This window comes from Dehalobacter sp. MCB1, assembly GCF_003590275.1.
Taxonomy (GTDB): domain Bacteria; phylum Bacillota; class Desulfitobacteriia; order Desulfitobacteriales; family Syntrophobotulaceae; genus Dehalobacter.
This window is the reverse complement of record NZ_LXPC01000009.1, coordinates 47,555-72,190: the sequence shown is the minus strand read 5'-3', so window position 1 is coordinate 72,190 and position 24,636 is coordinate 47,555. Positions and strand designations below refer to the sequence as shown.

General features: G+C 45.5%; 40 protein-coding genes. All 40 read right to left on the bottom strand.

Going from position 1 to position 24,636, the window contains the following annotated elements:
* Positions 1–37: 37 nt before the first annotated feature.
* The 40 genes from A7K50_RS05860 to A7K50_RS05665 all read right to left on the bottom strand — a co-directional run bounded on the left by A7K50_RS05860 (position 38) and on the right by A7K50_RS05665 (position 24,605).
* Positions 38–1,291 (bottom strand): hypothetical protein, encoded by a 1,254-nt coding sequence (locus tag A7K50_RS05860; protein WP_119774977.1) that lies wholly within the window; start codon positions 1,289–1,291, stop codon positions 38–40.
* A gap of 314 nt (positions 1,292–1,605) precedes the next feature.
* Positions 1,606–2,385 (bottom strand): N-acetylmuramoyl-L-alanine amidase, encoded by a 780-nt coding sequence (locus A7K50_RS05855; RefSeq protein WP_119774976.1) that lies wholly within the window; start codon positions 2,383–2,385, stop codon positions 1,606–1,608.
* A 137-nt stretch (positions 2,386–2,522) separates the two neighbouring features.
* Positions 2,523–2,918 carry a 30S ribosomal protein S9 gene (gene rpsI, locus A7K50_RS05850; protein WP_020491284.1) on the bottom strand — a complete coding sequence of 132 codons (396 nt, stop codon included), beginning with the start codon at positions 2,916–2,918 and terminating at the stop codon, positions 2,523–2,525.
* An 18-nt stretch (positions 2,919–2,936) separates the two neighbouring features.
* Positions 2,937–3,371, bottom strand: coding sequence for a 50S ribosomal protein L13 (gene rplM / locus A7K50_RS05845; protein WP_020491285.1), 435 nt, complete (start codon positions 3,369–3,371; stop codon positions 2,937–2,939).
* 158 nt (positions 3,372–3,529) lie between these two features.
* Complete coding sequence (truA, locus tag A7K50_RS05840) at positions 3,530–4,306, bottom strand: tRNA pseudouridine(38-40) synthase TruA (RefSeq protein ID WP_199698235.1); 777 nt, start codon at positions 4,304–4,306, stop codon at positions 3,530–3,532.
* A 97-nt stretch (positions 4,307–4,403) separates the two neighbouring features.
* Positions 4,404–4,745, bottom strand: coding sequence for a 50S ribosomal protein L17 (gene rplQ, locus A7K50_RS05835; RefSeq protein WP_026156236.1), 342 nt, complete (start codon positions 4,743–4,745; stop codon positions 4,404–4,406).
* Between the two features lie 20 nt (positions 4,746–4,765).
* Entirely contained in the window at positions 4,766–5,713 is a 948-nt protein-coding gene (locus A7K50_RS05830) for a DNA-directed RNA polymerase subunit alpha (protein WP_020491288.1), read from the bottom strand.
* A gap of 30 nt (positions 5,714–5,743) precedes the next feature.
* A complete protein-coding gene (rpsD, locus tag A7K50_RS05825) occupies positions 5,744–6,373 on the bottom strand; it encodes a 30S ribosomal protein S4 (protein WP_020491289.1) in 630 nt (209 codons plus the stop codon).
* 12 nt (positions 6,374–6,385) lie between these two features.
* Positions 6,386–6,775 (bottom strand): 30S ribosomal protein S11, encoded by a 390-nt coding sequence (gene rpsK, locus A7K50_RS05820; RefSeq protein WP_020491290.1) that lies wholly within the window; start codon positions 6,773–6,775, stop codon positions 6,386–6,388.
* 16 nt (positions 6,776–6,791) lie between these two features.
* A complete protein-coding gene (rpsM, locus tag A7K50_RS05815) occupies positions 6,792–7,163 on the bottom strand; it encodes a 30S ribosomal protein S13 (RefSeq protein ID WP_020491291.1) in 372 nt (123 codons plus the stop codon).
* Positions 7,164–7,386: 223 nt separating this feature from the next.
* Entirely contained in the window at positions 7,387–7,500 is a 114-nt protein-coding gene (rpmJ, locus tag A7K50_RS05810) for a 50S ribosomal protein L36 (RefSeq protein ID WP_083916719.1), read from the bottom strand.
* A 20-nt stretch (positions 7,501–7,520) separates the two neighbouring features.
* On the bottom strand, positions 7,521–7,739 hold the full coding sequence (infA, locus tag A7K50_RS05805) for a translation initiation factor IF-1 (protein ID WP_015043920.1): 219 nt from the start codon (positions 7,737–7,739) through the stop codon (positions 7,521–7,523).
* A gap of 36 nt (positions 7,740–7,775) precedes the next feature.
* Positions 7,776–8,528 carry a type I methionyl aminopeptidase gene (map, locus tag A7K50_RS05800; RefSeq protein ID WP_020491292.1) on the bottom strand — a complete coding sequence of 251 codons (753 nt, stop codon included), beginning with the start codon at positions 8,526–8,528 and terminating at the stop codon, positions 7,776–7,778.
* Between the two features lie 6 nt (positions 8,529–8,534).
* Positions 8,535–9,176 carry an adenylate kinase gene (locus tag A7K50_RS05795; RefSeq protein WP_020491293.1) on the bottom strand — a complete coding sequence of 214 codons (642 nt, stop codon included), beginning with the start codon at positions 9,174–9,176 and terminating at the stop codon, positions 8,535–8,537.
* Between the two features lie 12 nt (positions 9,177–9,188).
* On the bottom strand, positions 9,189–10,478 hold the full coding sequence (secY, locus tag A7K50_RS05790) for a preprotein translocase subunit SecY (protein ID WP_020491294.1): 1,290 nt from the start codon (positions 10,476–10,478) through the stop codon (positions 9,189–9,191).
* A gap of 1 nt (position 10,479) precedes the next feature.
* Positions 10,480–10,923, bottom strand: a complete 444-nt coding sequence (gene rplO / locus A7K50_RS05785; RefSeq protein ID WP_020491295.1) for a 50S ribosomal protein L15 — start codon at positions 10,921–10,923, stop codon at positions 10,480–10,482.
* Between the two features lie 109 nt (positions 10,924–11,032).
* Positions 11,033–11,530, bottom strand: coding sequence for a 30S ribosomal protein S5 (gene rpsE / locus A7K50_RS05780; protein ID WP_020491296.1), 498 nt, complete (start codon positions 11,528–11,530; stop codon positions 11,033–11,035).
* A gap of 24 nt (positions 11,531–11,554) precedes the next feature.
* The gene (gene rplR / locus A7K50_RS05775) at positions 11,555–11,923 is read right to left on the bottom strand and encodes a 50S ribosomal protein L18 (protein WP_020491297.1); all 369 of its coding nucleotides are present in this window, start codon (positions 11,921–11,923) and stop codon (positions 11,555–11,557) included.
* 43 nt (positions 11,924–11,966) lie between these two features.
* The gene (rplF, locus tag A7K50_RS05770; RefSeq protein WP_020491298.1) at positions 11,967–12,509 is read right to left on the bottom strand and encodes a 50S ribosomal protein L6; all 543 of its coding nucleotides are present in this window, start codon (positions 12,507–12,509) and stop codon (positions 11,967–11,969) included.
* An 18-nt stretch (positions 12,510–12,527) separates the two neighbouring features.
* Positions 12,528–12,929, bottom strand: coding sequence for a 30S ribosomal protein S8 (gene rpsH / locus A7K50_RS05765; RefSeq protein ID WP_020491299.1), 402 nt, complete (start codon positions 12,927–12,929; stop codon positions 12,528–12,530).
* 28 nt (positions 12,930–12,957) lie between these two features.
* Positions 12,958–13,137 carry a type Z 30S ribosomal protein S14 gene (locus A7K50_RS05760; protein ID WP_015043929.1) on the bottom strand — a complete coding sequence of 60 codons (180 nt, stop codon included), beginning with the start codon at positions 13,135–13,137 and terminating at the stop codon, positions 12,958–12,960.
* Positions 13,138–13,157: 20 nt separating this feature from the next.
* Positions 13,158–13,697: a 50S ribosomal protein L5 gene (rplE, locus tag A7K50_RS05755; protein ID WP_015043930.1), complete on the bottom strand. Its 540-nt coding sequence runs from the start codon at positions 13,695–13,697 to the stop codon at positions 13,158–13,160.
* Positions 13,698–13,718: 21 nt separating this feature from the next.
* The gene (rplX, locus tag A7K50_RS05750) at positions 13,719–14,063 is read right to left on the bottom strand and encodes a 50S ribosomal protein L24 (protein WP_034382017.1); all 345 of its coding nucleotides are present in this window, start codon (positions 14,061–14,063) and stop codon (positions 13,719–13,721) included.
* Positions 14,064–14,090: 27 nt separating this feature from the next.
* Positions 14,091–14,459, bottom strand: coding sequence for a 50S ribosomal protein L14 (gene rplN, locus A7K50_RS05745; protein ID WP_020491301.1), 369 nt, complete (start codon positions 14,457–14,459; stop codon positions 14,091–14,093).
* A 42-nt stretch (positions 14,460–14,501) separates the two neighbouring features.
* On the bottom strand, positions 14,502–14,762 hold the full coding sequence (gene rpsQ / locus A7K50_RS05740; RefSeq protein ID WP_015043933.1) for a 30S ribosomal protein S17: 261 nt from the start codon (positions 14,760–14,762) through the stop codon (positions 14,502–14,504).
* A 22-nt stretch (positions 14,763–14,784) separates the two neighbouring features.
* Positions 14,785–14,985 (bottom strand): 50S ribosomal protein L29, encoded by a 201-nt coding sequence (gene rpmC, locus A7K50_RS05735; RefSeq protein WP_020491303.1) that lies wholly within the window; start codon positions 14,983–14,985, stop codon positions 14,785–14,787.
* Complete coding sequence (rplP, locus tag A7K50_RS05730) at positions 14,972–15,424, bottom strand: 50S ribosomal protein L16 (RefSeq protein ID WP_020491304.1); 453 nt, start codon at positions 15,422–15,424, stop codon at positions 14,972–14,974. The genes rpmC and rplP overlap by 14 nt, the downstream gene beginning before the upstream one ends.
* Before the next feature lies 1 nt (position 15,425).
* Complete coding sequence (rpsC, locus tag A7K50_RS05725; protein WP_020491305.1) at positions 15,426–16,085, bottom strand: 30S ribosomal protein S3; 660 nt, start codon at positions 16,083–16,085, stop codon at positions 15,426–15,428.
* A 7-nt stretch (positions 16,086–16,092) separates the two neighbouring features.
* On the bottom strand, positions 16,093–16,434 hold the full coding sequence (rplV, locus tag A7K50_RS05720) for a 50S ribosomal protein L22 (protein ID WP_019225211.1): 342 nt from the start codon (positions 16,432–16,434) through the stop codon (positions 16,093–16,095).
* A 20-nt stretch (positions 16,435–16,454) separates the two neighbouring features.
* On the bottom strand, positions 16,455–16,736 hold the full coding sequence (gene rpsS, locus A7K50_RS05715; protein ID WP_015043938.1) for a 30S ribosomal protein S19: 282 nt from the start codon (positions 16,734–16,736) through the stop codon (positions 16,455–16,457).
* 18 nt (positions 16,737–16,754) lie between these two features.
* Complete coding sequence (gene rplB, locus A7K50_RS05710; protein ID WP_026156237.1) at positions 16,755–17,585, bottom strand: 50S ribosomal protein L2; 831 nt, start codon at positions 17,583–17,585, stop codon at positions 16,755–16,757.
* Between the two features lie 26 nt (positions 17,586–17,611).
* A complete protein-coding gene (rplW, locus tag A7K50_RS05705) occupies positions 17,612–17,899 on the bottom strand; it encodes a 50S ribosomal protein L23 (RefSeq protein ID WP_015043940.1) in 288 nt (95 codons plus the stop codon).
* Positions 17,892–18,524, bottom strand: a complete 633-nt coding sequence (gene rplD, locus A7K50_RS05700; RefSeq protein ID WP_020491307.1) for a 50S ribosomal protein L4 — start codon at positions 18,522–18,524, stop codon at positions 17,892–17,894. Before rplD ends, rplW begins: the two co-directional genes overlap by 8 nt.
* Before the next feature lie 25 nt (positions 18,525–18,549).
* Positions 18,550–19,179 carry a 50S ribosomal protein L3 gene (gene rplC / locus A7K50_RS05695; protein WP_119774975.1) on the bottom strand — a complete coding sequence of 210 codons (630 nt, stop codon included), beginning with the start codon at positions 19,177–19,179 and terminating at the stop codon, positions 18,550–18,552.
* Between the two features lie 179 nt (positions 19,180–19,358).
* Entirely contained in the window at positions 19,359–19,664 is a 306-nt protein-coding gene (rpsJ, locus tag A7K50_RS05690) for a 30S ribosomal protein S10 (RefSeq protein WP_015043943.1), read from the bottom strand.
* A gap of 226 nt (positions 19,665–19,890) precedes the next feature.
* On the bottom strand, positions 19,891–21,093 hold the full coding sequence (tuf, locus tag A7K50_RS05685) for an elongation factor Tu (RefSeq protein WP_020491309.1): 1,203 nt from the start codon (positions 21,091–21,093) through the stop codon (positions 19,891–19,893).
* Between the two features lie 58 nt (positions 21,094–21,151).
* Positions 21,152–23,230 (bottom strand): elongation factor G, encoded by a 2,079-nt coding sequence (fusA, locus tag A7K50_RS05680; protein ID WP_020491310.1) that lies wholly within the window; start codon positions 23,228–23,230, stop codon positions 21,152–21,154.
* A gap of 67 nt (positions 23,231–23,297) precedes the next feature.
* Positions 23,298–23,768 (bottom strand): 30S ribosomal protein S7, encoded by a 471-nt coding sequence (rpsG, locus tag A7K50_RS05675; protein ID WP_020491311.1) that lies wholly within the window; start codon positions 23,766–23,768, stop codon positions 23,298–23,300.
* An 85-nt stretch (positions 23,769–23,853) separates the two neighbouring features.
* On the bottom strand, positions 23,854–24,273 hold the full coding sequence (gene rpsL, locus A7K50_RS05670) for a 30S ribosomal protein S12 (protein ID WP_020491312.1): 420 nt from the start codon (positions 24,271–24,273) through the stop codon (positions 23,854–23,856).
* 80 nt (positions 24,274–24,353) lie between these two features.
* Positions 24,354–24,605, bottom strand: coding sequence for a ribosomal L7Ae/L30e/S12e/Gadd45 family protein (locus tag A7K50_RS05665; RefSeq protein ID WP_020491313.1), 252 nt, complete (start codon positions 24,603–24,605; stop codon positions 24,354–24,356).
* Positions 24,606–24,636: the final 31 nt, after the last annotated feature.

Below are 24,636 nucleotides of genomic sequence, written 5' to 3'. Positions count from 1 at the left end.
ACGTTATTCGTTGTCTGTCATCTAACATTGCGTCTATTCATTCCAGAACAGGCGAGAAGACGGAATCGTAAGGCCCATTGGACATGTTCAGGTTGAAATACACCTTGGCATTTGCTTCATCCAGGTAGATACTTCCGGACCGGTTCAATCCATCATTATCTCTGAATTCAAACATGGCATCCGATTTTGCCTGATTGGAAGTTGTGGCGTCAAACGTAAAGGTCAGGGCATTCTGAGCATACGTCTCAAAGCCTTCTTTGTATTCCTCGGAATATTTTCCGGCAATATTTGCGCTCTCAACATGGGCGATTTGCAGAATGCGTTCGCCAATCTTGACAAATTTCCCGTCTTGCTCGATGATAATATCGTTTTTAAATGTCCCGATAAATTTTTCAGGATTGGAGATCTGAGGTCCGGCACTGTTTCTTTCTGTTGTTCTCTTAACTTTTTTGCCGCTAAGGTCCGGCTTCTGAACAACCGTTTCATTAATATCCGTCAATTTAACAAGCGTTTCCATCGTAATTTCATGGGCCTGTTCCTGTGCGTCCTTTCCGGATAATATCACTGTTGCCAGAATGTAATCCAAGAGACCGTCCGAATTAACTGTGGCCGACCCTTCAATTTGTTTCACATAGATATCCTGCGTTAGTACAGGGATTCTGGCACTATAGCTGTTTTGTCCCGAAAAAGCCTGTTTGACCTGAAGGGAAGCCACCGCGTTGACCAAAGCCGGAATCTGTACTTCAGACAGGGAACCCGAAAGCGCTTTGCTGCCATCGGCATTCTCCTGAACAACCACATGGTCCTTCAAACTGCCGACAACCGCATCCACAATCTTCTCAACATCTTCCGCTTCATCCTGTTTAAAAGGATTGTCAAATACATCCATTTGGCGTTCCTGGGTATATTCGGTATAGTAATAGGCTTCATTGCCGGTGCCGATATCCGTGCCATTGATCCAGGTGTTCTTATCCGTATAGTAATAAGAATCGGAAACCTTTCCGTCTGGACTCAGACTACGGGAGCTGTCTTCAGTCGCACCATTCAGCCGGTCAAATTTTTTGACATCGTTCTGGGAACTGATGATTTCACCGTTATACTTTATGACAAATGAATAATCCAGGGTAAAGTTGTTAAATTTCTCTGAACAGCTCGCGGCGCTTTGCTTTAAGCCGTCCTTAAGCGTATCATAGCCGCTCTTGCTGACAATGTCCGCCAGTGCAGTTGATGCAAACAACAGAATCCCGACAGTAAAGACTACCGGCAGCGCCGCTTTTTTAGATATTCTCATCTTCACTTACTCCTTTTCAAATATTGGAAAGCTTTCTGATCTTATTTTACTCCCAATATCTTGAATATCTGTAAACAGAATCTAAACAATTTATAAACAATGCTTCTGGGCAGAAGGAACAACTCTTATTTCGGTTTTTAACCTTTTAAATAGATTTAAAATAGTGCCAAGCACCAGCCTAAAAAGCTCAGGTCCGTTACAGCTTCTACGGCTGATTATCTGATATATTCGGGATTAATTGTGCATCTTCCTTTATTTATTGCCAGCACGGTGAATTTCCTTTTGTGACCTTTTATAATTAATTTTTTTATAAATTAATCGTCTGCCGCCACCGGCTGTTCCTTGGCCAGATAATTGCCCACTCCTTCGAAAATAGCCATGGCCAGCTGTTGCTGATAAGCACTTTGGTTTAATTTTTTTTCTTCTTCCGGATTGGACAGGAAACCGACTTCAATCGTCACGGCCACCATATTCGTATTCTTGAGGATAAAATAGCTTTGGTTTGCCTTTGCTTCCCGTTTTTTTGTTCCGACTTTATTCAAACTTTGCTGGATACTTTCAGCCAGCAGTTTTCCTCCCTCGGATTCCGGATGGTAAAACACTTGCGGGCCATGCTGTCTTTGATCGGAAAAACTATTGGCATGAATACTCAGATATATTTTAGCCTGGGATTCCATAGCGGTTTGAATCCGGTAGGCCAAGTCCTCTCTTTTGCGTTGAAGCAAGCTTAAAGAAGTCCCAAAATCCCGGTCCTGCTCCCTTAGCATCACAACTTTGCTTCCGGCCTGGATGAACAGTACCTGCAGCCTTTTAGAAACCTGCAGGTTCACATCCTTCTCCAGGGTTTTATTGACGCCAACAGCCCCAGGGTCAACCCCGCCATGACCGGCATCGATCGTTACGGTTACCCCCCCGAGTATCCAACTCCAGCCCGGAACATCCTTAGCAGTATGTAATGCTGTTTTCTGGCTGAAAAAAATACCGGTTACGGCCAGAAGAACAATAATGCTTGATGCCAGTATAATCTTTGGTTTCGGAATTATTTGTCTGTGCATCAATCCGCTGATCCGTGAATAATTTATTTGTTTGGCCATGGTTCTCCCCCTCTCACCTATATCTATGGTGAAGGGCAGGCAATTATTCAGGAGGGAATGATTATAAAGTATGGTCTTTATCATAATAAAAAATCCCCCAACCATACGTGTGTTGAGGGATTATTATATTTATTGAATTAACGTTTCGAGAATTGAGGCGCTTTGCGAGCCTTTTTGAGTCCGTATTTACGGCGCTCTTTCATACGTGGGTCACGGGTAAGGAAACCTGCGCGTTTTAAAGCCGGACGAAGACTTTCATCTGCTTTAAGCAAAGCTCTGGCAATACCCATTCTGAGGGCACCGGCCTGGCCGGTTGTACCGCCGCCGTGAACTCTGGCAATTAAATCGTATTTCCCTAAAGTTTCAGTTATTTCTAAGGGCTGCTGAACAATCATCTCTAAGGTTTTTTTACCGAAGTATTCACTTAGGTCTCTGTCGTTAATCGTATATTTTCCGTTACCGGCCAGAAGTCTGACCCGGGCAACTGCATTTTTCCTTCTGCCTGTACCTTGATACTGAAGCTGTGCTGACATGCTTTTACCTCCTTCCAACTATTTCATATTCCATACTTCTGCTTTTTGAGCCTGATGCGGATGTTCCGGTCCCGAGTATACCTTAAGTTTCTTATACATCTGTGCACCAAGTTTGTTGTGAGGAAGCATTCCTTTTACAGCATGTTCCATAGCTTTTTCGGGGGCTTTGCTCATCAGCACCCGGTAGGTCATTTCTTTCAGTCCGCCTGGATAACCGGTGTGCCAGCGATACATTTTATTATCTAGTTTATTGCCGGTAATCAATGTTTTATCTGCATTGACGATAATGACAAAGTCACCTGTGTCAACATTTGGGGTAAATATCGGCTTATGTTTTCCCCTGAGCAAGCGGGCGGCTTCAGCTGCCACTCTTCCCAAAGAGACACCGGCTGCGTCAATGACTAACCATTTACGGTCCACCTCATGGGCTTTCGCAAATTGCGTGGTGGTCATGTTGGTTCCCTCCATTTTTAATCGCGTGCATCATGTTTTCATGTACGATTTCGTTATATCATCACCTGACGTGAAGGGCTCATTCACGTTTCGGTAAAAGACTACTTAAAAATTTTAACTAAAATAACGTCTTTCGTCAACCTATGGTTTCCTGTTTCTCAAATTTCCGGAAAGATTTCACCGGGACTGGATCCGTCATAGTTGACATAGGTTAGGGTCAGTCCTCTGGCCGGAGCAGTCTCACCTGCTTTGGTCCGATCCCTGGACATAATTACATCTGAAATCTCTTCCGGAAGTATTCTGCCTTTACCTACATCCAATAAGGTACCGGCAATGATTCTTACCATGTTATAAAGAAACCCATTACCAATACAGGTAACTACGATTTGTTCATCCAACCAACATACTTTGCAGTGGTACAGTGTCCGGACAAAACTTTTAGCCGAAGACCCGGCAGCGGCAAATGCGCTGAAGTCATGTTTCCCTTCAAGTTGGGAAGCTGCCATTTGCATGGCGTCAACATTCAGCTGCACCGGCTCATGGAGAGCGTACAGTCTTCTGAAAACGTCAGGAATTCGTCCGTTGTCAATTCTGTAATCATATCTCTTCCACTTGGCGCTTCTCCTGGCACTAAAATCTTCAGGCATATCCCTGGCCTCAAGAATTCTGATATCATACGGCAGAATACTGTTTATGGCCTTAGGAATCTTCTCCTGCGGAATACGCGCTTCTGAACAGAAATTAACCACTTGGCCGGCAGCGTGTACGCCTGTATCCGTCCTGCCCGCCGTTGTGATTCTGATTTCTTCGGCAAAAAGCTTCTTCCAGACCTTTTCCAGCTCCCCCTGGATGGTTTGTCCATGTTCCTCTGGCTGGCGCTGGAATCCGTGGTAGTTTGTACCATCATAGGCTAATCGCAGAAGGATGTTGCGCATTTTTCTCTCCAGCAATACGAAACTTTGATTTAATGTTTGACTTTAGTTGAAGCGGCATCGGGCCAGGTTACCTTGCTGGAGTAACCTGACCTTCATCTTAGTCCACTAGCTCAACTAAAACCATTTCGGCAGCATCTCCACGACGGTATCCGTTTTTCATGATTCTGGTGTAGCCACCCTGCCTATCGGCGTATTTAGGAGCTATCGTTTCAAACAGCTCTTTTACTACCGTCTCATCCAACAGAAATTGCATTGCTTGACGTCTGGCAGCTAGGTCACCCCTTTTGCCTAAGGTAATCATTTTTTCTGCCAGTGAATTCAGCTCTTTTGCTCTTGCTTCTGTCGTCTTGATCTTTCCGTGCTTCAGCAAGGAAGTTACAATATTTCTTAACATTGCCTTTCTTTGGCTCATGTTAACTCCAAGCTTACGGTATGCCAACTGTGATCCCCCCTTTAGGTTTAATCTTCCGGAGTACGGAATCCCAGCCCAAGTTCTCTGAGCTTGTGTTCGACTTCTTCCAGAGATTTGCGTCCAAGATTGCGTACTTTGATCATATCTTCTTCTGTTCTTTGGGTCAGTTCTTCAACACTGTTTATGCCGGCGCGTTTTAGGCAGTTATAAGATCTTACGGAAAGATCCAGTTCTTCAATGGTCATCTCCAGAATCTTATCTTTGGCTTCTTCTTCTTTTTCCACCATGATTTCAACATTACCCAGATTATCATTCAGTCCGATAAAGAGCCTCAAATGTTCGCTCAAAATCTTGGCTGCGAGGCTCGTTGCCTCTTTTGGGGTAATACTGCCGTTAGACCACACTTCCAAGGTAAGCCTGTCAAAGTCAGTCATCATACCGACCCGAGTATCTTCTACAGCATAGTTGACTTTATAGATTGGGGTAAAGATAGAATCGACAGGAATAACGCCGATTACCTGATCTGCCTTTTTATTCTTCTCAGCCGAGACATAGCCGCGGGAACGTTCGACGTTCATTTCCATGAAAAGACGTCCGTCTTTATCCAACGTGGCGATCTTTAAATCTGGATTGAGAATCTCAATATCGGGACCGGTGATAATGTCTCTTGCGGTAACAACCCTTTCCCCTTCACATTCCAAACGCAGAACGCGCGGTTCATCTGTATGGCCTTTGAGAGCGAGGGATTTAATATTGAGGATGATCTCTGTTACGTCTTCCAAGACTCCTGGAATAGTTGAGAATTCGTGTAATACGCCTTCTATTTTGACTGAAGTTACCGCGGACCCGGGTAGAGAAGAAAGCAGGATACGACGCAGGGAATTCCCTAAGGTAATGCCATAGCCTCTCTCCAAGGGTTCAATAACAAATTTGGCATAGGTATTATCTTCAGATCTCTCAACACATTCAATATTGGGCTTCTCGATTTCAAGCATCGGAATGCACCCCTTCTTTCCCGGAAAAGTTTAACGAGAATATTTCTCTACGATAAGATGTTCTTCAATCGGAATCTGAATATCTTCACGGGTCGGCATGTTGATGACGGTCCCGGTGATAGTATTGATATCCAGGCTTAACCATGCCGGAACAGCACGATCCTTCAGGGATTCGGCCATTTCCTTCATTCTGTTGTTGTCTCTGCTGCTTTCTTTAATCGAAATTGCTTCACCAGCGCTGACGAGATAAGATGCAATATCGACGCGTTTGCCGTTGATTGTAATATGTCCATGCGTTACAAGCTGGCGTGCTTCGGGTCTGGATGAAGCAAAGCCCAGTCTGTAAACTACATTGTCCAAACGGCGTTCTAATAAACGGAGAAGGTTTTCCCCGGTCATACCTTTTTGACGTGCAGCTTTATCAAAATAGCCACGGAATTGCTTTTCCAGAACGCCATAGATTCTCCGAACTTTCTGCTTTTCTCTGAGCTGAATGCCATACTCAGTCGGTTTCTTGCCTCTGCTCTGTCCGTGCATTCCCGGAGCATACGTCCGACGGTCCACAGCACATTTATTGGTATAGCAGCGATCCCCTTTCAGGAATAACTTCTGACCCTCGCGCCGGCACAGACGACATACTGATTCTGTATATTTAGCCATGTTTTACACCCCCTATACTCTTCTGCGTTTGGGCGGCCGACATCCGTTATGCGGTACCGGAGTTACGTCCCGAATAAGGTTCACTTCCAGACCTGCTGCCTGCAATGCTCTGATTGCGGCTTCACGGCCTGATCCTGGACCTTTCACAAAACATTCAACAATTTTAAGCCCATGCTCCATTGCTGCTTTGGCAGCTGTCTCTGCAGCCATTTGCGCAGCAAAAGGCGTGCTTTTACGCGAACCTTTGAAACCTAAAGAACCCGAGCTTGACCAGGAAAGTGCATTTCCGGTCGTGTCGGTAATCGTGACAATCGTATTATTAAAAGTCGACTTGATATGTGCTATGCCGCTTTCAATATTCTTACGTTCTCTTTTTCTGGTACGAACTACTTTACGAGCCATGTTTCAATGCCCTCCTTTACTTTTTCTTCTTACCGCCAATTGCTCTTGCGGGGCCTTTTCTTGTACGGGCATTGGTTTTGGTCCGCTGTCCGCGCACAGGCAGTCCACGACGATGGCGAAGGCCACGATAACTGCCGATTTCCATCAGTCTTTTAATGTTAAGGGACACTTCCCTACGCAGATCGCCTTCGACCTTAAATTCTTTATCAATGGTTTCTCTGATCTTGGCGATTTCGTCGTCTGTAAGATCTTTGACCCTGGTATCAGGGTTAATCTGTGTTTTTGTCAGGATTTTTTTGGATTGAGAAATGCCGATACCATAAATGTAGGTAAGAGCAACCTCAACACGTTTGTCCCGAGGTATATCCACCCCTGCGATACGTGCCATCTAAATTTCACACCCCCGTTTTAATCGATGTTCGAAGTTCGATGCTCGAAGTCCGAATAATCAGTGCTTATTGTTGTTTTTCTCGTTCTTAATCTTTTGATAACGGCCTCGCAACGGTATACACCCGTTGCCGTTCTATGTTCGATGTTCGTTGTTTGAAAACAAGATGCCGCGATCATATACCCTAACATCGTGCCTCGAACTTCGAACCTCGAACATCAAGTTAGCCTTGGCGTTGTTTATGCTTTGGATTTTCGCAAATAACCATGACTTTTCCGTGCCGTTTAATGATTTTACACTTTTCACAAATCGGTTTCACAGAAGGTCTTACTTTCACCTGTGATCCCTCCCTCGCCCTTACTTAAATCTGTAAACAATTCGTCCTCTGGTCAAGTCATAGGGAGAAAGCTCCACCGTGACCCGGTCTCCAGGCAAAATTCTAATAAAATGCATCCGTATCTTGCCGGAGACATGCGCCAGCACCTTATGACCGTTGTTCAGTTCTACCGTAAACATTGCGTTCGGCAGTGGTTCCAGTACTTTACCTTCAACCTCAATCACATCTTCTTTTGACATTGCGCCTATCCCTCCTTTGACATTTTATACCGGTCTTCAGCCTTCAATTCGAGTTAGTATTTCCGGGCCATTTTCAGTGATGGCCACTGTGTGTTCAAAATGTGCCGATGCTCGGCGATCTTTTGTTACAACAGTCCATTGGTTCTCAAGAGTCTCAACCTGATAGCCTCCTAAGTTAACCATGGGTTCTATCGCCAGGACCATTCCTACCTCGAGTCTCGGCCCCCTGCCGGGTTTGCCAAAATTGGGTACTTGAGGTTCTTCATGCATTTTTCTGCCGATTCCGTGACCTACATAGTCCCGAACGACCGACATTGTATTCTCTTCTACATACGTCTGAACAGCGTAAGATATATCAAACAGCCGGTTGCCTTTCAGCGCCTGGTCAATCCCACACCTGAGAGATTCTTCAGTCACTGCCAGCAGATTTTGAAGTTCCCTACTGATTTCTCCTACCGGCAGTGTAATCGCAGAATCACCAACGTATCCGTCAATGATTGCCCCGCAATCAATACTGATAATATCTCCACTTTTCAGGGCCCTTAAACCCGGGATCCCATGCACCACTTCTTCATTAATCGAAGTACACAGTGTTGCGGGGAAGCCGTTATACCCTTTGAAGGCAGGAATTGCATTGCATTTGCCAATGTAATCTTCCGCTGCTCTGTCCAGTTGTTCCGTAGTTACTCCCGGGGCAACCATTTTCCGCATCAGTTCCAGAGTTTCTGCCACGATCCGGCCAGCTTTCCGCATGCGGGCAAGCTGTTCCTTACTCTTCAATTCAATCATGGTTTCTTACTCCAACACACTGAGAACATCGCTGAAAACCTGCTTAATATCCTTATCTCCCTGAATTCTCTTGAGCAAACCTTGGTTGTTATAATATGCAATCAGGGGTTCAGTCTGTGCGTTATACACCTTCAGCCGGTTTTGTGCTGTTTCTAGTGTGTCATCGCTTCTCTGGTAGAGTGCACCGCCGCACTTGTCACAAACATCCTTTTCTTTAGAAGCGTTAAAGACAGTATGGAAGGTTGCTCCGCACTGTTTGCAGACTCTTCTTCCGGTGAGCCGTTCCAAGAGATCTGCTTCGCCCAGTTCAATGTTGATGACTCCGTCCAGAGTAATTTTCATGTCGCTTAAGATTTTCGCCAAAGCATCCGCCTGGGCAGCCGTACGGGGAAACCCGTCCAGAAGGAAACCATTTTGACAGTCAGCCTGAGTCAATCTGTCAGCTACAATCCCAATCGTGACTTCGTCGGGGACGAGGGTTCCAGCATCCATATATTCTTTGGCCTTCAGTCCCAGGGCAGTCTGTTCCTTGATTGCGGCTCTGAACATGTCCCCAGTTGAAATGTGAGGTATATGATAATGCTCAATGAGCAAATCAGCTTGTGTTCCTTTTCCTGCTCCAGGAGGACCCATGAGTATCATTCTCATCTCGATTGCCTCCTACTTTAAAAATCCCTGATAGTGACGTTGCATCAGTTGATTCTCCATCTGTTTCATCGTATCAAGAGCAACGCTGACCACAATCAGCAGGGATGTTCCACCTAAATAAATGTTATCTATTCCGGTGAACCCCATGATCAGACTGGGGAGAACAGCAATCAGTGCCAGGAATATCCCACCTGCCAAAGTCACTCTGCTCAGGATTTTAAACAGATAATCTGAGGTTGGACGGCCCGGACGAATTCCGGGAATAAAGCCACCGTACTTTTTAAGATTATCCGCGACATCTACAGGATTAAAGGTAATTCCTGTATAGAAATAGGTAAAGAAAATGATGAGCAATGCATACATGATCAAGTACGGTATTGAATAGGCTGAGCCGTTCATCTGCAGCCATTTCTGAGCAAACAGAGCAAAGGCTGAGTCCTGTGGGAGCCAGGTCGCAATGGTTGCCGGAAAGGCCATTAAGGAAATACCAAAGATAATCGGAATAACACCAGCCTGATTAACTTTTAACGGAATATGAGAGCTCTGTCCGCCGTATTGCTTGCGGCCGACAACTCTTTTGGCGTATTGAACCGGAATTCTTCTTTGGCCTTCCTGGATAAATACAACAGCGGCAATAATCAGCGCTGCAATAACCACTAAGCCTACGATTGATATCCAGCCAATTTCGCCAACCTTCAGCAGCCCAACCAAGTACTTGATTGCATCCGGAATCCCAGCTACAATACCGGCAAAGATAATGAGTGAGATACCATTGCCAATGCCATTTTCAGTGATCTGTTCGCCCAGCCACATCAGAAAAGCTGTACCTGCGGTCAGTACGACTGCAATCATAATGTAAATTGGAATCCTAAGCGACTCCTGAGGAATCATAAGCGCGCCTCTTAAGCCGATGGTTAGTCCAAAACCATTGATGAAACCAAGTACAACAGTACCATAGCGGGTATACTGAACAATCTTTTTCCTGCCCTGATCGCCCTCTTTTGATAGTCTTTCCAGATAAGGAATGACGACCGTTAAGAGTTGAATGATGATCGAAGCAGTGATATAGGGCATGATACTTAACGAGAATACAGAGAAGCGTTTCAGGGAGCCACCAGAGAATGTGTTGAAGAAATCAAACAATCCTCCACTGCCCATCATGTTTTGAAGCACTTCACGATCCATAAACGGAATTGGGATGTGAGACCCAATCCTAAAGACCAGAAGCATAAGCAAGGTGAACCCTATTTTCTTCCTAATGCTTGAAACTTTCCAGGCATCTTTCAGGGTTTCAAGTATCAATTTATTCCACCTCTACTTTTCCACCGGCAGCAGTAATTTTCTCTGCTGCTGTTTTGCTTACCTTATGAACTTTTACGGTTAATGATTTGGTCAATTCCCCGTCTCCGAGTACTTTGACACCATCCTTGACTTTATTGATGAGTCCAGTCTCAAATAAAGCTTCAATGGTAACTTCTTCACCATTTTCAAATCTTTCTTCAAGATCGGATACATTGATGACCTCATATTCTTTACCAAAATTATTTGTAAAACCGCGTTTCGGAAGTCTGCGGGTAATGGGCATCTGGCCACCTTCAAATCCTGGACGGACACCACCGCCAGAACGGGCTTTCTGACCCTTGCTGCCACGGCCGGCCGTGTTCCCAAGTCCCGAGCCATTGCCTCTTCCAACACGTTTACGTGATTTGGTCGAACCTTCTGCAGGTTTGAGTTCATGGAGTTTCAATATGGACACCTCCTTACTTGGTGCTGCGATACATTATATCGGTTTATCGTTCCAGGGCCTTTGTCGCTCCATTCCACCATGGCCGTTGCGACATCAGGCCATCATGTCGTTAAATGATTTCTTCCACTGCCTTGCCGCGGGCTTTGGCAACGTCAATATCACGCTTCAGCGCCTTGAGGCCGGCCATCGTTGCATTGACAACGTTATGAGCATTGGAAGATCCCAGCGATTTTGTAAGTATATCTTTAACCCCTGCTACTTCAAGAACAGCACGCACCGGACCACCGGCAATAACTCCGGTACCTTTGGCAGCGGGTTTCAGCAGAACCTCACCGGCACCAAATTGGCCGAGAATCGGATGCGGGATCGTTGTTCCTTTTAAAGGTACAACAATCAGATTCTTCTTAGCATCTTCTACGCCTTTACGAATAGCCTCCGGAACTTCGGTTGCTTTTCCGAGTCCTGCGCCGACAATACCATTGCCGTCGCCGACGACAACCAGGGCACTGAAGCTGAAACGTCTTCCGCCTTTGACAACTTTAGCAACACGGGCAATGTGTACAATTTTCTCGGTGAGCTCCAGTTTACTAGGATCGATATTTGACAATGATTTTCCCTCCTTTTCTAAAGATTAGAAGTCAAGTCCTGCTTCTCTAGCGGCTTCGGCCAGAGCTGCAACTCTGCCGTGATATAGGCTGCCGCCGCGGTCATAGACCACTTGGGTAATTCCTTTATCCAGTGCTTTTTTCGCAATGAGTTCACCAACTTTTTTGGCTCCCTCGATGTTTCCTCCGGACAACTCTGCTGCTTTAAACTCAGCATCAAGAGAAGAAGCTGCGGCCAGGGTAATTCCAAGGTCATCGTTAACAACCTGGGCATAAATATGATTTAAGCTTCTAAATACCGCCATACGTGGTCTTTCGACTGTGCCCTGGATTCTTTTGCGGACACTTTTATGCTTCTGTTTCAGAATTTGTCTGCGGTCACTCTTTTTAATCAAGCTTTTTCATCCTTTCTACGCGGCAAGAGATTTTGCCCTTACCTTATTTCTTACCGCCGGTTTTACCTTCCTTGCGGCGGATGACTTCTTTTTCGTATTTAATCCCTTTACCTTTATACGGTTCCGGTTCACGTTGCTTACGAACATCTGCAGCAAAATTACCGACTTGTTCCTTATCGATTCCTTTAATAATCACCTTGTTCGGTGCGGGAACTTCGACTTCGATCCCTTCATAGGGTTCCATTTCTACGGGATGAGATTTGCCGACAGTAAGCACAAGTTTTTTACCTGAAAGAGCAGCACGATATCCTACTCCGACAAGATCCAAATTCTTGCTAAACCCGTTTGATACGCCTTCCACCATATTGGCAAGAAGGGTGCGGGTCAGTCCGTGAAGCGAACGGTAGAAAGGTTCGTCGTTGGGACGGGTAACGCTGATTGTATTTTCTTCTACTTGAATACCGATTTCAGGCCGGAATTCTCTGGTAAGCGTTCCTTTAGGGCCTTTAACGGTAACGACCTGACCTTCTTGTTTAACTTCCACCCCACCTGGAATGGTGATTGCTTTTCTACCAATTCGAGACATATTCTACACCTCCATCCTTTACCAAATATAGCAGATAACTTCTCCACCTAAACCTTCATTGCGTGCCTGTCTGTCAGGCATGATGCCTTTGGAGGTAGATATCACAGCAACGCCCAGACCTCCTAAGACTTTAGGAATCTGGTCTTTTTTCGCATAAACTCTTAAGCCGGGGCGGCTGATACGTTTCAAGCCGGTGATGACTCTTTCCCGGTTAGGGCCGTACTTAAGGTATAGTCTCAAGACCCCCTGTTTATTGTCATCAATATATTCATAATCCTTGATAAAGCCTTCCTGTTTCAATAGTTCGGCCAGAGCCTTCTTAATGCTTGAAGCAGGTATTTCAACTTTATCGTGGTAAACCATCCCGGCATTCCGGATCCGTGTCAGGAAATCGGCGATAGGATCTGATGTTATTGACACTTTTATTTCCCCCTTTCTCCAATAATGCTTACCAACTAGCCTTGGTTACACCAGGCAGCTCGCCTTTATAAGCCAGTTCTCTGAAGCATATCCTGCATATTCCAAATTTTCTCATGTAAGCGTGCGGACGGCCACAGATCTTGCAGCGGTTATGCACGCGTACAGAATATTTTGGTTGGTGACGAACAATCATTGACGTCTTGGCCATATCTTAAGCCTCCTTCATATCTAGTCCTTAAACGGCATTCTGAATGCTTTAAGCAGTTCCTTTGCTTCTTCATCAGTGTTCGCCGTTGTCACAAAGACGATATCCATTCCTCTAATTTTATCAATTTTGTCAAAGTTGATTTCCGGGAATATCAACTGCTCTTTGATACCGAGGGTATAATTGCCTCTGCCGTCAAAAGCCTTAGCGGACACTCCCTGAAAATCTCTGACGCGAGGAAGCGCTACATTCAGCAGCCTGTCAACAAACTCATACATCCGGTCACCTCTTAAAGTAACCTTCACACCAATTGGCATGCCTGCACGAAGCTTAAACGCTGCAATCGACTTCTTCGCCCGTGTTACGACCGGTTTTTGACCCGTAATCGTCATGAGATCATCTACAGCAGAATCAATGGCTTTCGGATTTTGAATGGCTTCTCCCAGGCCTATATTGATAACCACTTTTTCCAGACGCGGTGTTTGCATAATATTTTTATAATCAAATTTCTTCTGCAGAGCCGGGGTTATCTCATTTTTATAATAATCTCTTAAGCGAGCCACCAGAGTACCTCCCTTCCAGAATTACTTCTTATTTTCTTCCGGCAAATTGTGTCCGCAATTCTTGCAGACTCTCACTTTACCTTCTCCAGTAATCTTCATACTTTTCCTGGTGACAGAATTACATTCTGTACAAAACAACATCACATTGGAGCTGTGAATCGGAGCTTCTTTATCGACAATTCCACCCTGAGGCATATCTTTGGTCGGTTTCTGATGTTTCTTTACAATGTTGACCTTCTCGACTACGACTCTGCTCTTCTGGGGAAGAACCTCAAGAACCTTGCCTTTTTTTCCGGCATCCTTGCCGGTTATTACCATGACCATATCGCCTTTTCTGACGTTTACTTTTGTTCTTTCGGCGGACATTATAACTTCACCTCCGTCCGGTTTTTTCTATAGTACTTCCGGTGCCAGCGAAACGATTTTCATGTAATCCTTTTCTCTCAGTTCACGGGCAACGGGTCCAAAAATACGTGTGCCTTTCGGACTTTTGTCATCTTTAATAATGACTGCTGCATTTTCGGAAAATCGGATATATGAACCGTCTGGTCTTTTAATTTCTTTGGTAGTACGGACAACAACAGCTTTGACAACATCACCTTTTTTGACAACGCCGCCTGGTGTTGCTTCTTTAACCGCAGCAACGATGACATCACCAATTGTTGCGTAACGACGTTTAGAACCACCCAACACACGGATACATAAAAGTTTTTTTGCTCCGGTATTATCTCCCACTTTAAGGGTTGATTCAGCCTGAATCATTGGGCGGAACCTCCTTTCTTAGCTGCTTGATATTTCCTCGGCTTAGAGAATAACCGCTTTTTCAACAACTTTGACCAGTCTCCAGTTTTTTTCTTTGCTTAACGGTCTGGTCTCCATAATCAGGACGGTATCCCCTAATCTAGCCTCGTTATTCTCATCATGCGCCTTGTATTTTTTGGTAACCTTTACTGTTTTATGATAGATTGGATGTTTTTTTCTGGTTTCAATTGCAACAACAATCGTTTTATCCATTTTATCGCTGACAACTTTGCCATATTGCGTTTTGCGCATTGTTCTTTCCAATGTTTTTGCCTCCTTTCCTACCTTAAGCACGTTTGAGCTCGCGCTCACGGAGAATGGTTTTGCCTCTCGCGATCCCTTTACGAACCTCTTTGATCCGCATCGGGTTATCAAGTTGTCCTGTAGCTAATTGGAAACGCAAATTGAATAATTCCGTTTTGAGTCCGTCAATCTGTTTCAGGAGCTCTTCATCGGTCATATCACGGAAATTCTTATTCTTCGCCATCTGCGCCACCTCCAACCTGTTCTTCAGCCTGATCCTCTTTGCGGACAAACTTGCATTTAATCGGAAGTTTATGAGCTGCAAGTCTTAAGGCTTCACGGGCAACTTCCTCGGGAATACCTGCAAGTTCGAACATGACTCTGTTGGGTTTGATAACAGCAATCCAGTATTCCGGAGTACCTTTACCACTACCCATTCTAGTCTCAGCCGGCTTTGCCGTGATCGGCCTATCAGGAAAGATATTGATCCATACTTTGCCGCCACGCTTAATGTAACGCGTCATTGCGATACGAGCTGCCTCAATCTGCCGGTTGGTGACCCAGGCATTCTCGAGCGCCATCAATCCATATTCACCGTAAACTACTTTAGTACCTCTCTGAGCCTTTCCTTTAAGACTCGGACGATGTTGTTTACGATGCTTTACTCTGGTTGGTACTAACATTTTATAATCCTCCTTCCTCCTGAACGGACTTCTTGGTCGGAAGAACTTCTCCACGGTAAATCCATACTTTTACGCCAATTTTGCCATACGTTGTATTGGCTTCGGAAAATCCATAGTCAATGTCTGCCCGTAGGGTATGAAGAGGAACTTTTCCCTCGTTATACCATTCTGTACGGGCAATTTCAGCTCCACCCAGACGTCCGCTGCATGAAATTTTGATTCCCTGGGCACCTGCACGCATGGTACGGCCTACAGTCTGTTTCATCGCTCTCCGGAAGGAAATGCGTTTTTCAAGCTGCTGAGCGACACTGTCAGCCACCAGCTTGGCATCCAGTTCAGGCTTCTTGATTTCAACAATATTAACTGCAACCTGTTTGCCGGTCATTGTTTCCAATGCCTTGCGCAGGTTTTCAACTTCAGCGCCGCCGCGACCGATTACAATCCCAGGTTTTGCAGCATGAACAGATACTTTGACCCTGTTTGCAGCGCGCTCTATTTCAACTTTAGGAACTCCAGCTTGTTGGAGTTTGTCGGTTACAAATTTACGAATTTTTAAGTCTTCGTGGAGGAGCTCCCTGTAGTTCTTATCAGCATACCAGCGGCCTTCCCACGAACGGATAATGCCAATACGAAGACCTTTGGGGTTAACTTTTTGACCCATGCTTTGCCTATTCCTCCTTCTTATCCCCGACGACAACGGTAATGTGACTGGTCCGTTTACGGATCCTGTCAGCTCTTCCTTGCGCCCGAGGCATGATACGCTTTAAGGTTGGTCCCTGATCAACAAATACTTTGGTAACATACAGATCATCCGGACTCATTTCCAGGTTGTGTTCCGCGTTTGCTACTGCTGACTTCAACACCTTGCCAACCGGTTCAGCAGATATATTCGGCGTAAATTTCAAGATCGCCATCGCTTCTTCAACTTTCTTGCCGCGAATCAGATCTACAACCAGGCGCACCTTGCGAGGAGAGATACGGATAAATTTAGCAACTGCTTTTGTTTCCATTTTTCTTTACCTCCTCTCAACTAGCGTAAGCCGCTCGATTTTTCACTTCCGGCATGTCCTTTGAAAGTCCGGGTCAATGCAAATTCACCAAGTTTGTGCCCGACCATATCTTCTGTAATATAAACAGGTACATGCTTGCGTCCGTCATGGACGGCAATTGTATGACCAATCATCTGTGGGAAAATGGTGGATCGTCTGGACCAAGTCTTCAATACTCTCTTCTCGCCGTTTTTATTCATATCTTCCACCCGTTCTAACAAACGAGCGCTGACATAAGGTCCCTTTTTTAGAGATCTGCCCATTATGAGGTCTCCTTTCGCTTACTTCTTATCTCTACGCTTGACAATAAACTTATTGCTTTGGTTCTTCTTTTTCCTAGTCTTGGCGCCGAGGGCTGGTTTACCCCAAGGAGTGACAGGATTACGTCCAATCGGGTTACGTCCTTCACCACCGCCATGGGGGTGATCACACGGGTTCATGACTGAACCGCGGACTGTCGGACGAATCCCGAGCCAACGGGATCTTCCAGCTTTACCGATTGTCACGTTTTCAAAATCCAGGTTTCCGACCTGGCCAATCGTGGCCCGGCACTCAATGTGGATCATTCTCATTTCTCCCGACGGGAGTCTGAGTGTTGCATAACTGCCTTCTTTGGCCATCAACTGAGCTGATCCGCCGGCTGACCGGACTAACTGACCGCCTTTGCCGGGTTTCATCTCAATATTATGGATCAGTGTTCCGACCGGGATATTCTTAAGCTTTAACGTATTGCCGGTTTTGATATCAGCTTGTTCGCCACTTACAATTTCCTGGCCCACCTTAAGTCCATTGGGAGCAATAATGTAACTTTTAAAGCCGTCAGCATAGTTTAGAAGAGCGATGTTAGCAGAACGGTTCGGATCATATTCAATGCTAGCAACCTTGGCAGGAACGCCATCTTTAATTCTTTTAAAATCTATCAGACGATAACGTCTCTTGTGGCCGCCGCCTTGATGACGAACTGTCAGACGTCCTTCATTATTCCTTCCACCCTTCTTGCGCAAGGGGGCGATAAGGGAACGTTCAGGCTCATTCCTGGTAATCTCATCGAAATTCAGTACAGTCATCTGTCTGCGTCCCGGAGATGTTGGTTTGTACGATCTAATTGGCATTTTTTTCTACCTCCTTTGCCTTAAAACTACAGACCTGCAAATCCTTCAATTTTGTCGCCGGCCTTCAGGGTTACAATAGCTTTCTTCCTGGTAGGTGTCATACCTGAATAACGGCCCTGGCGTTTTTCTTTTCCTTTAACCTTCATGGTGCGAACGTCATCAACTTTAACTTTGAACATTTTCTCTACAGCTGATTTGATTTCAATCTTATTAGCCGCAGTGCTAACCCAGAAGGAGTATTTATTTTCCTCTACCAATCCGACCGATTTTTCAGAAATGACCGGGCGAATCAGCACGTCACGAGCATCACGCATTGCTCAGCACCTCCTCAGTCTTCATCACAGCCGCCTTGGTAAATATCACAAAATCATATTTTAAAAGATCTACAACATTTAAGGCATCTGCTCTTGAGGTAAGCACTCCCTGTATGTTGCGCGCAGAGACCAGAACGTTATTATCGTCATTGTTCTCCACAACGAGAAGCGCTTTTTTATCAATTTTCAGAGCTTCCAGAAGTTTAACCATTTCTTTGGTTTTTGGCTGCTCAAAGCTGATTTGATCAATTACGATCAGGCTGTTGTCAATCACTTTGCTGGAAAGTGCTGAGCACAAAGCCAGTCTCTTCACTTTCTTAGGAAGCTTTTTACTATAGTCTCTCGGTTTTGGCCCGAATACGATGCCGCCGCCTCTCCAGAGCGGTGAACGGATGGTGCCAGCTCTGGCCCGACCTGTTCCTTTTTGTTTCCAAGGCTTGCGACCGCCACCTCTGACTTCGCTCCGACCTAATGTAGAATGGGTGCCGACTCTGGCGTTTGCCAGCTGGGCTACAACAGCGGAATGCATAACATGGGTATTGGGCTCTATTCCAAATATCGTTTCATTTAATTCCATTTCTCCAACCGGAGATCCTTGCATATTTACAACCTGTACCTTAGGCATTGCTTTATCCTCCTTTCCTTACGGATTATTTCGCTTTAACCGATTCTTTCAGTATCAGCAGGCTTTTTTTAGCACCAGGTACGCATCCCCGAATAAGGATGTAGTTTTTATCAGTATCAACCCTTACAACTTCAAGGTTTTGAACCGTAACTCTTTCTCCACCCATCCGTCCAGGTAAATTTCTTCCCTTGAAAACACGAGCCGGCCCTTTCGCGCCCATGGAACCTGTACGATGATGATACTTTGATCCATGACCCATGGGTCCGCGACGAGCTCCATGACGCTTATGCATACCAGCAAAACCCTTACCTTTGGAAGTTCCAACTACATCAACTTTGTCACCGGCTACGAAGATATCCGCTTTGATTTCCTGACCAACTTCAAAGGAATCTACCTCAGCAGTCCTGAACTCCTTAATAAAGCGCATAAATTTGACACCGGATTTTCTGAAATGACCTTTTTCAGGCTTGATTGCAAGATTTTCTCTTTTCTCATCAAAACCAACCTGAATTGCGTTATAACCGTCTGAAGCTTCAGTTTTTTTCTGCAGGACATAACAAGGACCGGCCTGAACAACAGTCACCGGAATCACTTTTCCGTCTTCTGCAAAAATTTGGGTCATACCCACTTTTTTACCCAGAATTCCTCTAGACACGACGCCACCTCCTGTACACTTTGAAGTGCACCGTCTGAAACGGGGCACGAGAGTGTAGTCAATTAATATATTATATGCGTTTAGCAACACTTACCCCAAAAGTGTTCCACACCTCCGGGTGTTTCGTGTCACAAACATATCTATTTTACCACATATTCCAGAAAAACGCCAGACTCTAATTATAATTTAATTTCGATATCTACACCAGAAGGCAGATCCAGTCTCATCAGTGCATCCACTGTTTTGGAGGTGGGATCAATAATATCGATCAATCTCTTGTGCGTTCTCATTTCAAACTGTTCGCGGGAATCCTTGTTGACATGCGGCGAACGCAAAATGGTGTAAATACTCTTTTCTGTCGGAAGGGGTATCGGGCCATTTACGCTTGCACCGGTTCTTTTTGCGGTATCAACAATTCTTTCTGCCGACTGATCAAGCGTTTTGTGGTCAAAGGCCTTCAGCCGGATTCTAATCTTTTGGTTCATTTCTTTACCTCCTAAAAATATCGCCTGTTAAACAAGGCTATTGGCGCAAAAATTCCCTGTCTTGCGGCGGAGTCACCGAAGACAGCAACCTTTTGCGTAGAGAACATCCATCCGTGGACGTTGGCCGCTCCTTGCCGTCCATGGCACCGCGACACTAGTCCATCCGTGGACGTTGGGAAGCTGCGCAGACATCTTCTGGCAGCTTCCCCAAATATCAACTAGTAAATTATTCGACAACTTTGGCTACGACGCCGGATCCAACGGTACGTCCACCTTCACGGATAGCGAAGCGGAGTCCTTCTTCCATAGCAATCGGAGTAATCAGTTCACATTCAATTGATACACGGTCGCCAGGCATAATCATTTCTGTACCTTCCGGAAGTTTGATCACGCCGGTAACGTCAGTTGTTCTGAAGTAAAACTGAGGACGGTAATTGTTAAAGAAAGGAGTATGACGTCCGCCTTCTTCTTTACTCAAAATATATACTTCACCGCTAAACTTTGTATGCGGTTTGATGCTTCCGGGTTTAGCCAGAACCTGTCCGCGCTCGATGTCTTTACGCTCAACACCGCGAAGCAGTGCACCGATGTTGTCACCAGCTTGAGCCTGGTCAAGCAGCTTACGAAACATTTCAACACCTGTGCAAACGCTCTTGCGAGGTTTCTCGTTAAGACCAACAATTTCAATTTCATCGCCCACTTTAAGAACGCCACGCTCTACACGGCCGGTAGCAACAGTACCACGACCAGTGATCGTGAAGACATCTTCTACAGGCATCAGGAACGGTTTGTCTACAGCACGCTCCGGCTGAGGAATATAGCTGTCAACAGCATCCATCAGATTCCAGATCCTGCCGCACCATTCGCAGTCTCTCTGTCCGCATCCGCACTCCAGAGCTTTGAGTCCCGAACCGGGAATAACAGGGATATCATCGCCAGGAAATTCATATTCGCTTAACAATTCACGAACTTCCATTTCAACCAGTTCGAGAAGTTCAGGATCATCAACCATGTCAACTTTGTTCAGCCATACAACGATGTAAGGCACACCTACCTGACGGGCAAGCAGAATGTGTTCACGCGTCTGGGGCATCGGGCCGTCAGCAGCGGATACAACCAGGATGGCACCGTCCATCTGAGCAGCACCAGTGATCATGTTTTTAACATAGTCTGCATGGCCTGGGCAGTCAACATGCGCATAGTGACGGTTAGCAGTTTCATACTCAACGTGAGCGGTAGAAATCGTAATTCCGCGTTCACGCTCTTCAGGTGCTTTGTCGATCTGGTCAAATGCAGTCGCAACAGCACCGCCGACCTTAGACAGAACAAATGTAATTGCAGCAGTCGTTGTTGTCTTACCATGGTCAACGTGGCCGATAGTACCTACGTTAACGTGGGGTTTGGAACGGTCAAATTTTTGTTTACCCATTTAAGTTTCACTCCTTAAATAAATTTAAAATGTTATTTTTTTGCAGTTAATTTTTATCTTAAGCCCCCTGCCGCTTGGCAATAATACCTTCGGCAATATTTTTGGGCACTTCCTCATAGTGATCAAACTGCATTGAATATACGCCCCTGCCCTGAGTACGGGAACGGAGCTCTGTCGCATAACCGAACATCTCCGAAAGTGGCACAAAACCGCGAATGATTTGGGCACCCGAACGAGCTTCCATACCTTCAATTCTACCTCTGCGCGAGTTCAAATCTCCGATAACATCGCCCATATATTCTTCCGGTACGGTGACTTCTACTTTCATCATCGGCTCCAGAATTGCGGGGTCTGCTTTAGCAGCCGCTGCTTTGAAAGCCATTGAACCGGCAATTTTGAAGGCCATTTCAGATGAGTCGACATCATGGTAGGATCCGTCAACGACAGTCGCCTTGATATCCAGAACCGGATACCCGGCCAGGATACCATTTTGAAGGGCTTCTTCGATACCAGCACCGATTGGCGAGATATATTCCTTAGGAATAACACCACCAACGATTTTGCTTTCAAATACAAAGCCAGTGCCCTGTTCGAGCGGTTCGAATTCAACCCAGCAGTGGCCATACTGCCCACGTCCACCAGACTGCCGAACATATTTTCCTTCTGCTTTGACATGCTTGCGGATCGTTTCCTTATACGCTACCTGTGGACGACCCACATTACAGTCAACTTTAAACTCTCGCATCAGCCTGTCAACAATGATTTCCAGGTGAAGTTCTCCCATCCCTGAAATAATGGTTTGTCCGGTTTCTTCATCCGTACGCATCTTAAAGGTAGGATCTTCTTCAGCAAGCTTCGCGAGTGATCCACCAAGCTTTTCCTGGTCAGCCTTCGTTTTAGGTTCAATTGCAATATGAATAACTGGTTCGGGGAATACCATTGATTCCAAAATAACGCGGTTTTTCTCATCGCATAACGTATCCCCTGTGCTGACATCTTTGATGCCGACAGCTGCAGCGATATCCCCAGCACGGACTTCATCGACATCTTCGCGGTGATTGGCGTGCATCCGAAGAATACGGCCAATTCTCTCCTTCTTGCCCTTAGTCGAGTTCATAATATAGGAACCCGCGCTGAGCGTTCCGGAATAAACGCGGAAGAAGGTCAATTTCCCAACATAAGGATCCGACATAATTTTAAATGCCAATGCCGAAAAAGGTGCGTTGTCATCGGAATGACGTACGTCTTCCTCACCGCTATCCGGATTGACACCCTGGATGGCCGGCACATCAAGAGGAGACGGCATATAATCGACGACCGCATCAAGCAAAGGCTGAACCCCTTTGTTCTTGAAGGATGATCCGCATAAAACCGGAATGAATTTTAAGCTAATCGTGCCTTTGCGGACTGCCTGCTTGATTTCTTGTTCGGAAATCTCTGCGCCCTCCAGATATTTCATCATCAATTCTTCATCGACATCTGAAACAGCTTCCAGCAATTTTTCGCGGTATTCCTGCGCCAATTCCATCATATCTGTAGGGATATCGGAAACATCACTTGCTGTTCCGAGATCATCTGTGTATACTGTTGCTTTCATGGTAACCAAATCCACAATCCCGCTAAATTTGTCTTCAGTTCCAATTGGAAGCTGAATAGGAACGGGATTTGATCCCAGGCGGTCAACGATCATGGAAACTCCACGGAAAAAATCTGCACCGACTCTGTCCATCTTATTTATATAAGCGATACGAGGTACACCGTATTTGTCGGCCTGGCGCCAAACTGTTTCCGACTGAGGCTCAACACCACCAACTGAACAGAACACCGCTACAGCACCGTCCAGCACACGCAGAGAGCGCTCAACCTCAACAGTAAAATCAACGTGCCCGGGTGTGTCAATAATATTAACATTGTGCCCTTTCCATTGACAGGTGGTAGCTGCAGAAGTAATGGTAATCCCACGCTCCTGCTCTTGAACCATCCAATCCATCGTGGCAGCACCATCATGCACTTCACCGATTTTATGAACACGGCCAGTGTAAAATAAGATGCGCTCTGTAGTTGTGGTCTTTCCAGCATCAATATGCGCCATGATGCCGATATTCCGAGTCTTCTCCAAGGGAACTTGCCTTGCCACTTATTATCAGCCTTTCTATCTAGATAAAATAAACTCTAAAGTAACCCCAAGCTTTAAATTATTGTGATTACCAGCGATAATGGGCAAAAGCCTTGTTTGCTTCGGCCATTTTATGGGTATCTTCTTTTTTCTTATAAGAACCGCCAGTATTGTTGGCAGCATCCATCAGTTCTCCGGCCAGTTTTTCCTGAATGGTTTTCTCTCCCCTTTTACGGGCATACTCAACCAGCCAGCGCAGGCCAAGAGTCAGACGACGATCCGCACGTACTTCGATCGGCACCTGATAGTTGGCACCACCGACTCTGCGTGCTTTGACTTCTAATACAGGCATAACATTTTTTAATGCTGTCTCAAATACTTCAATAGGATCTTTACCGGTCTTATCTTGAATAATCTGAAAGGCATTATAGCAATTCGATTCAGCAACACCTTTTTTGCCGTCAAGCATGATCTGGTTAATAAATTTTGTAACGGTCTTATTCTTATAGATTGGATCCGGCAGGATCTCTCTTTTCGCAATATAACCTTTTCTGGGCAACTGTATTCCTCCTTCCTAAAAAAACTGCAATAAAATTGGAGTGCAGCTAAAATATAACATATTTTAGGCAACGATGCTTAGCACCTTATTTTTTCTTAGGTCTCTTGGCCCCATACTTGGAACGAGCCTGACTACGGTTTTGAACACCGGTTGTATCCAATGCCCCACGAACGATATGATAACGTACGCCCGGAAGATCCTTAACACGGCCCCCACGAACCAGAACTACGGAGTGTTCCTGAAGGTTATGGCCAATTCCAGGGATATACGTGGTTATTTCGATGCCATTGGTCAGGCGGACACGCGCTACCTTTCTCAGAGCAGAATTTGGTTTTTTAGGTGTTGTGGTATACACTCTCGTACATACCCCTCTCTTTTGCGGAGAACCACCCGAAGGAAAATCCTTGCGTTTCAACGAATTATGTCCCCATTGAAGAGCAGGAGCGGTCGATTTTGTAATAACTTTTTCTCTCCCTTTGCGGATAAGCTGGTGAATTGTCGGCATAACTGCACCTCCTTCCTGTAATAATCATTCTACAAAAATCAAATGGTTTTTGGCAACCAAGAAAGCTGCTTATAGGAACCCTAGTCATTCAGAATGGCTGCAACTGCAGCACCCACTTTAATACCACAGGCTTTACCCAATTCAGTCATCGTAGGAACTTCCTTGATTTCAATTTGTCTGACAGTACACGTCTCCAGGATCGGGCGAAGAAGCTTTTGGTCTGCATCCTTGGCAAGATAAACACTGCCGACTTCGCCTTTCTCCAGCGCCCGACTGGTTTGTTTAAAACCAACCACAACTCTTTGCGCTTTTTTTATAGATTCATCAAGCATTTTAAAATGCTCTCCTCCCCCTATTCCAAAA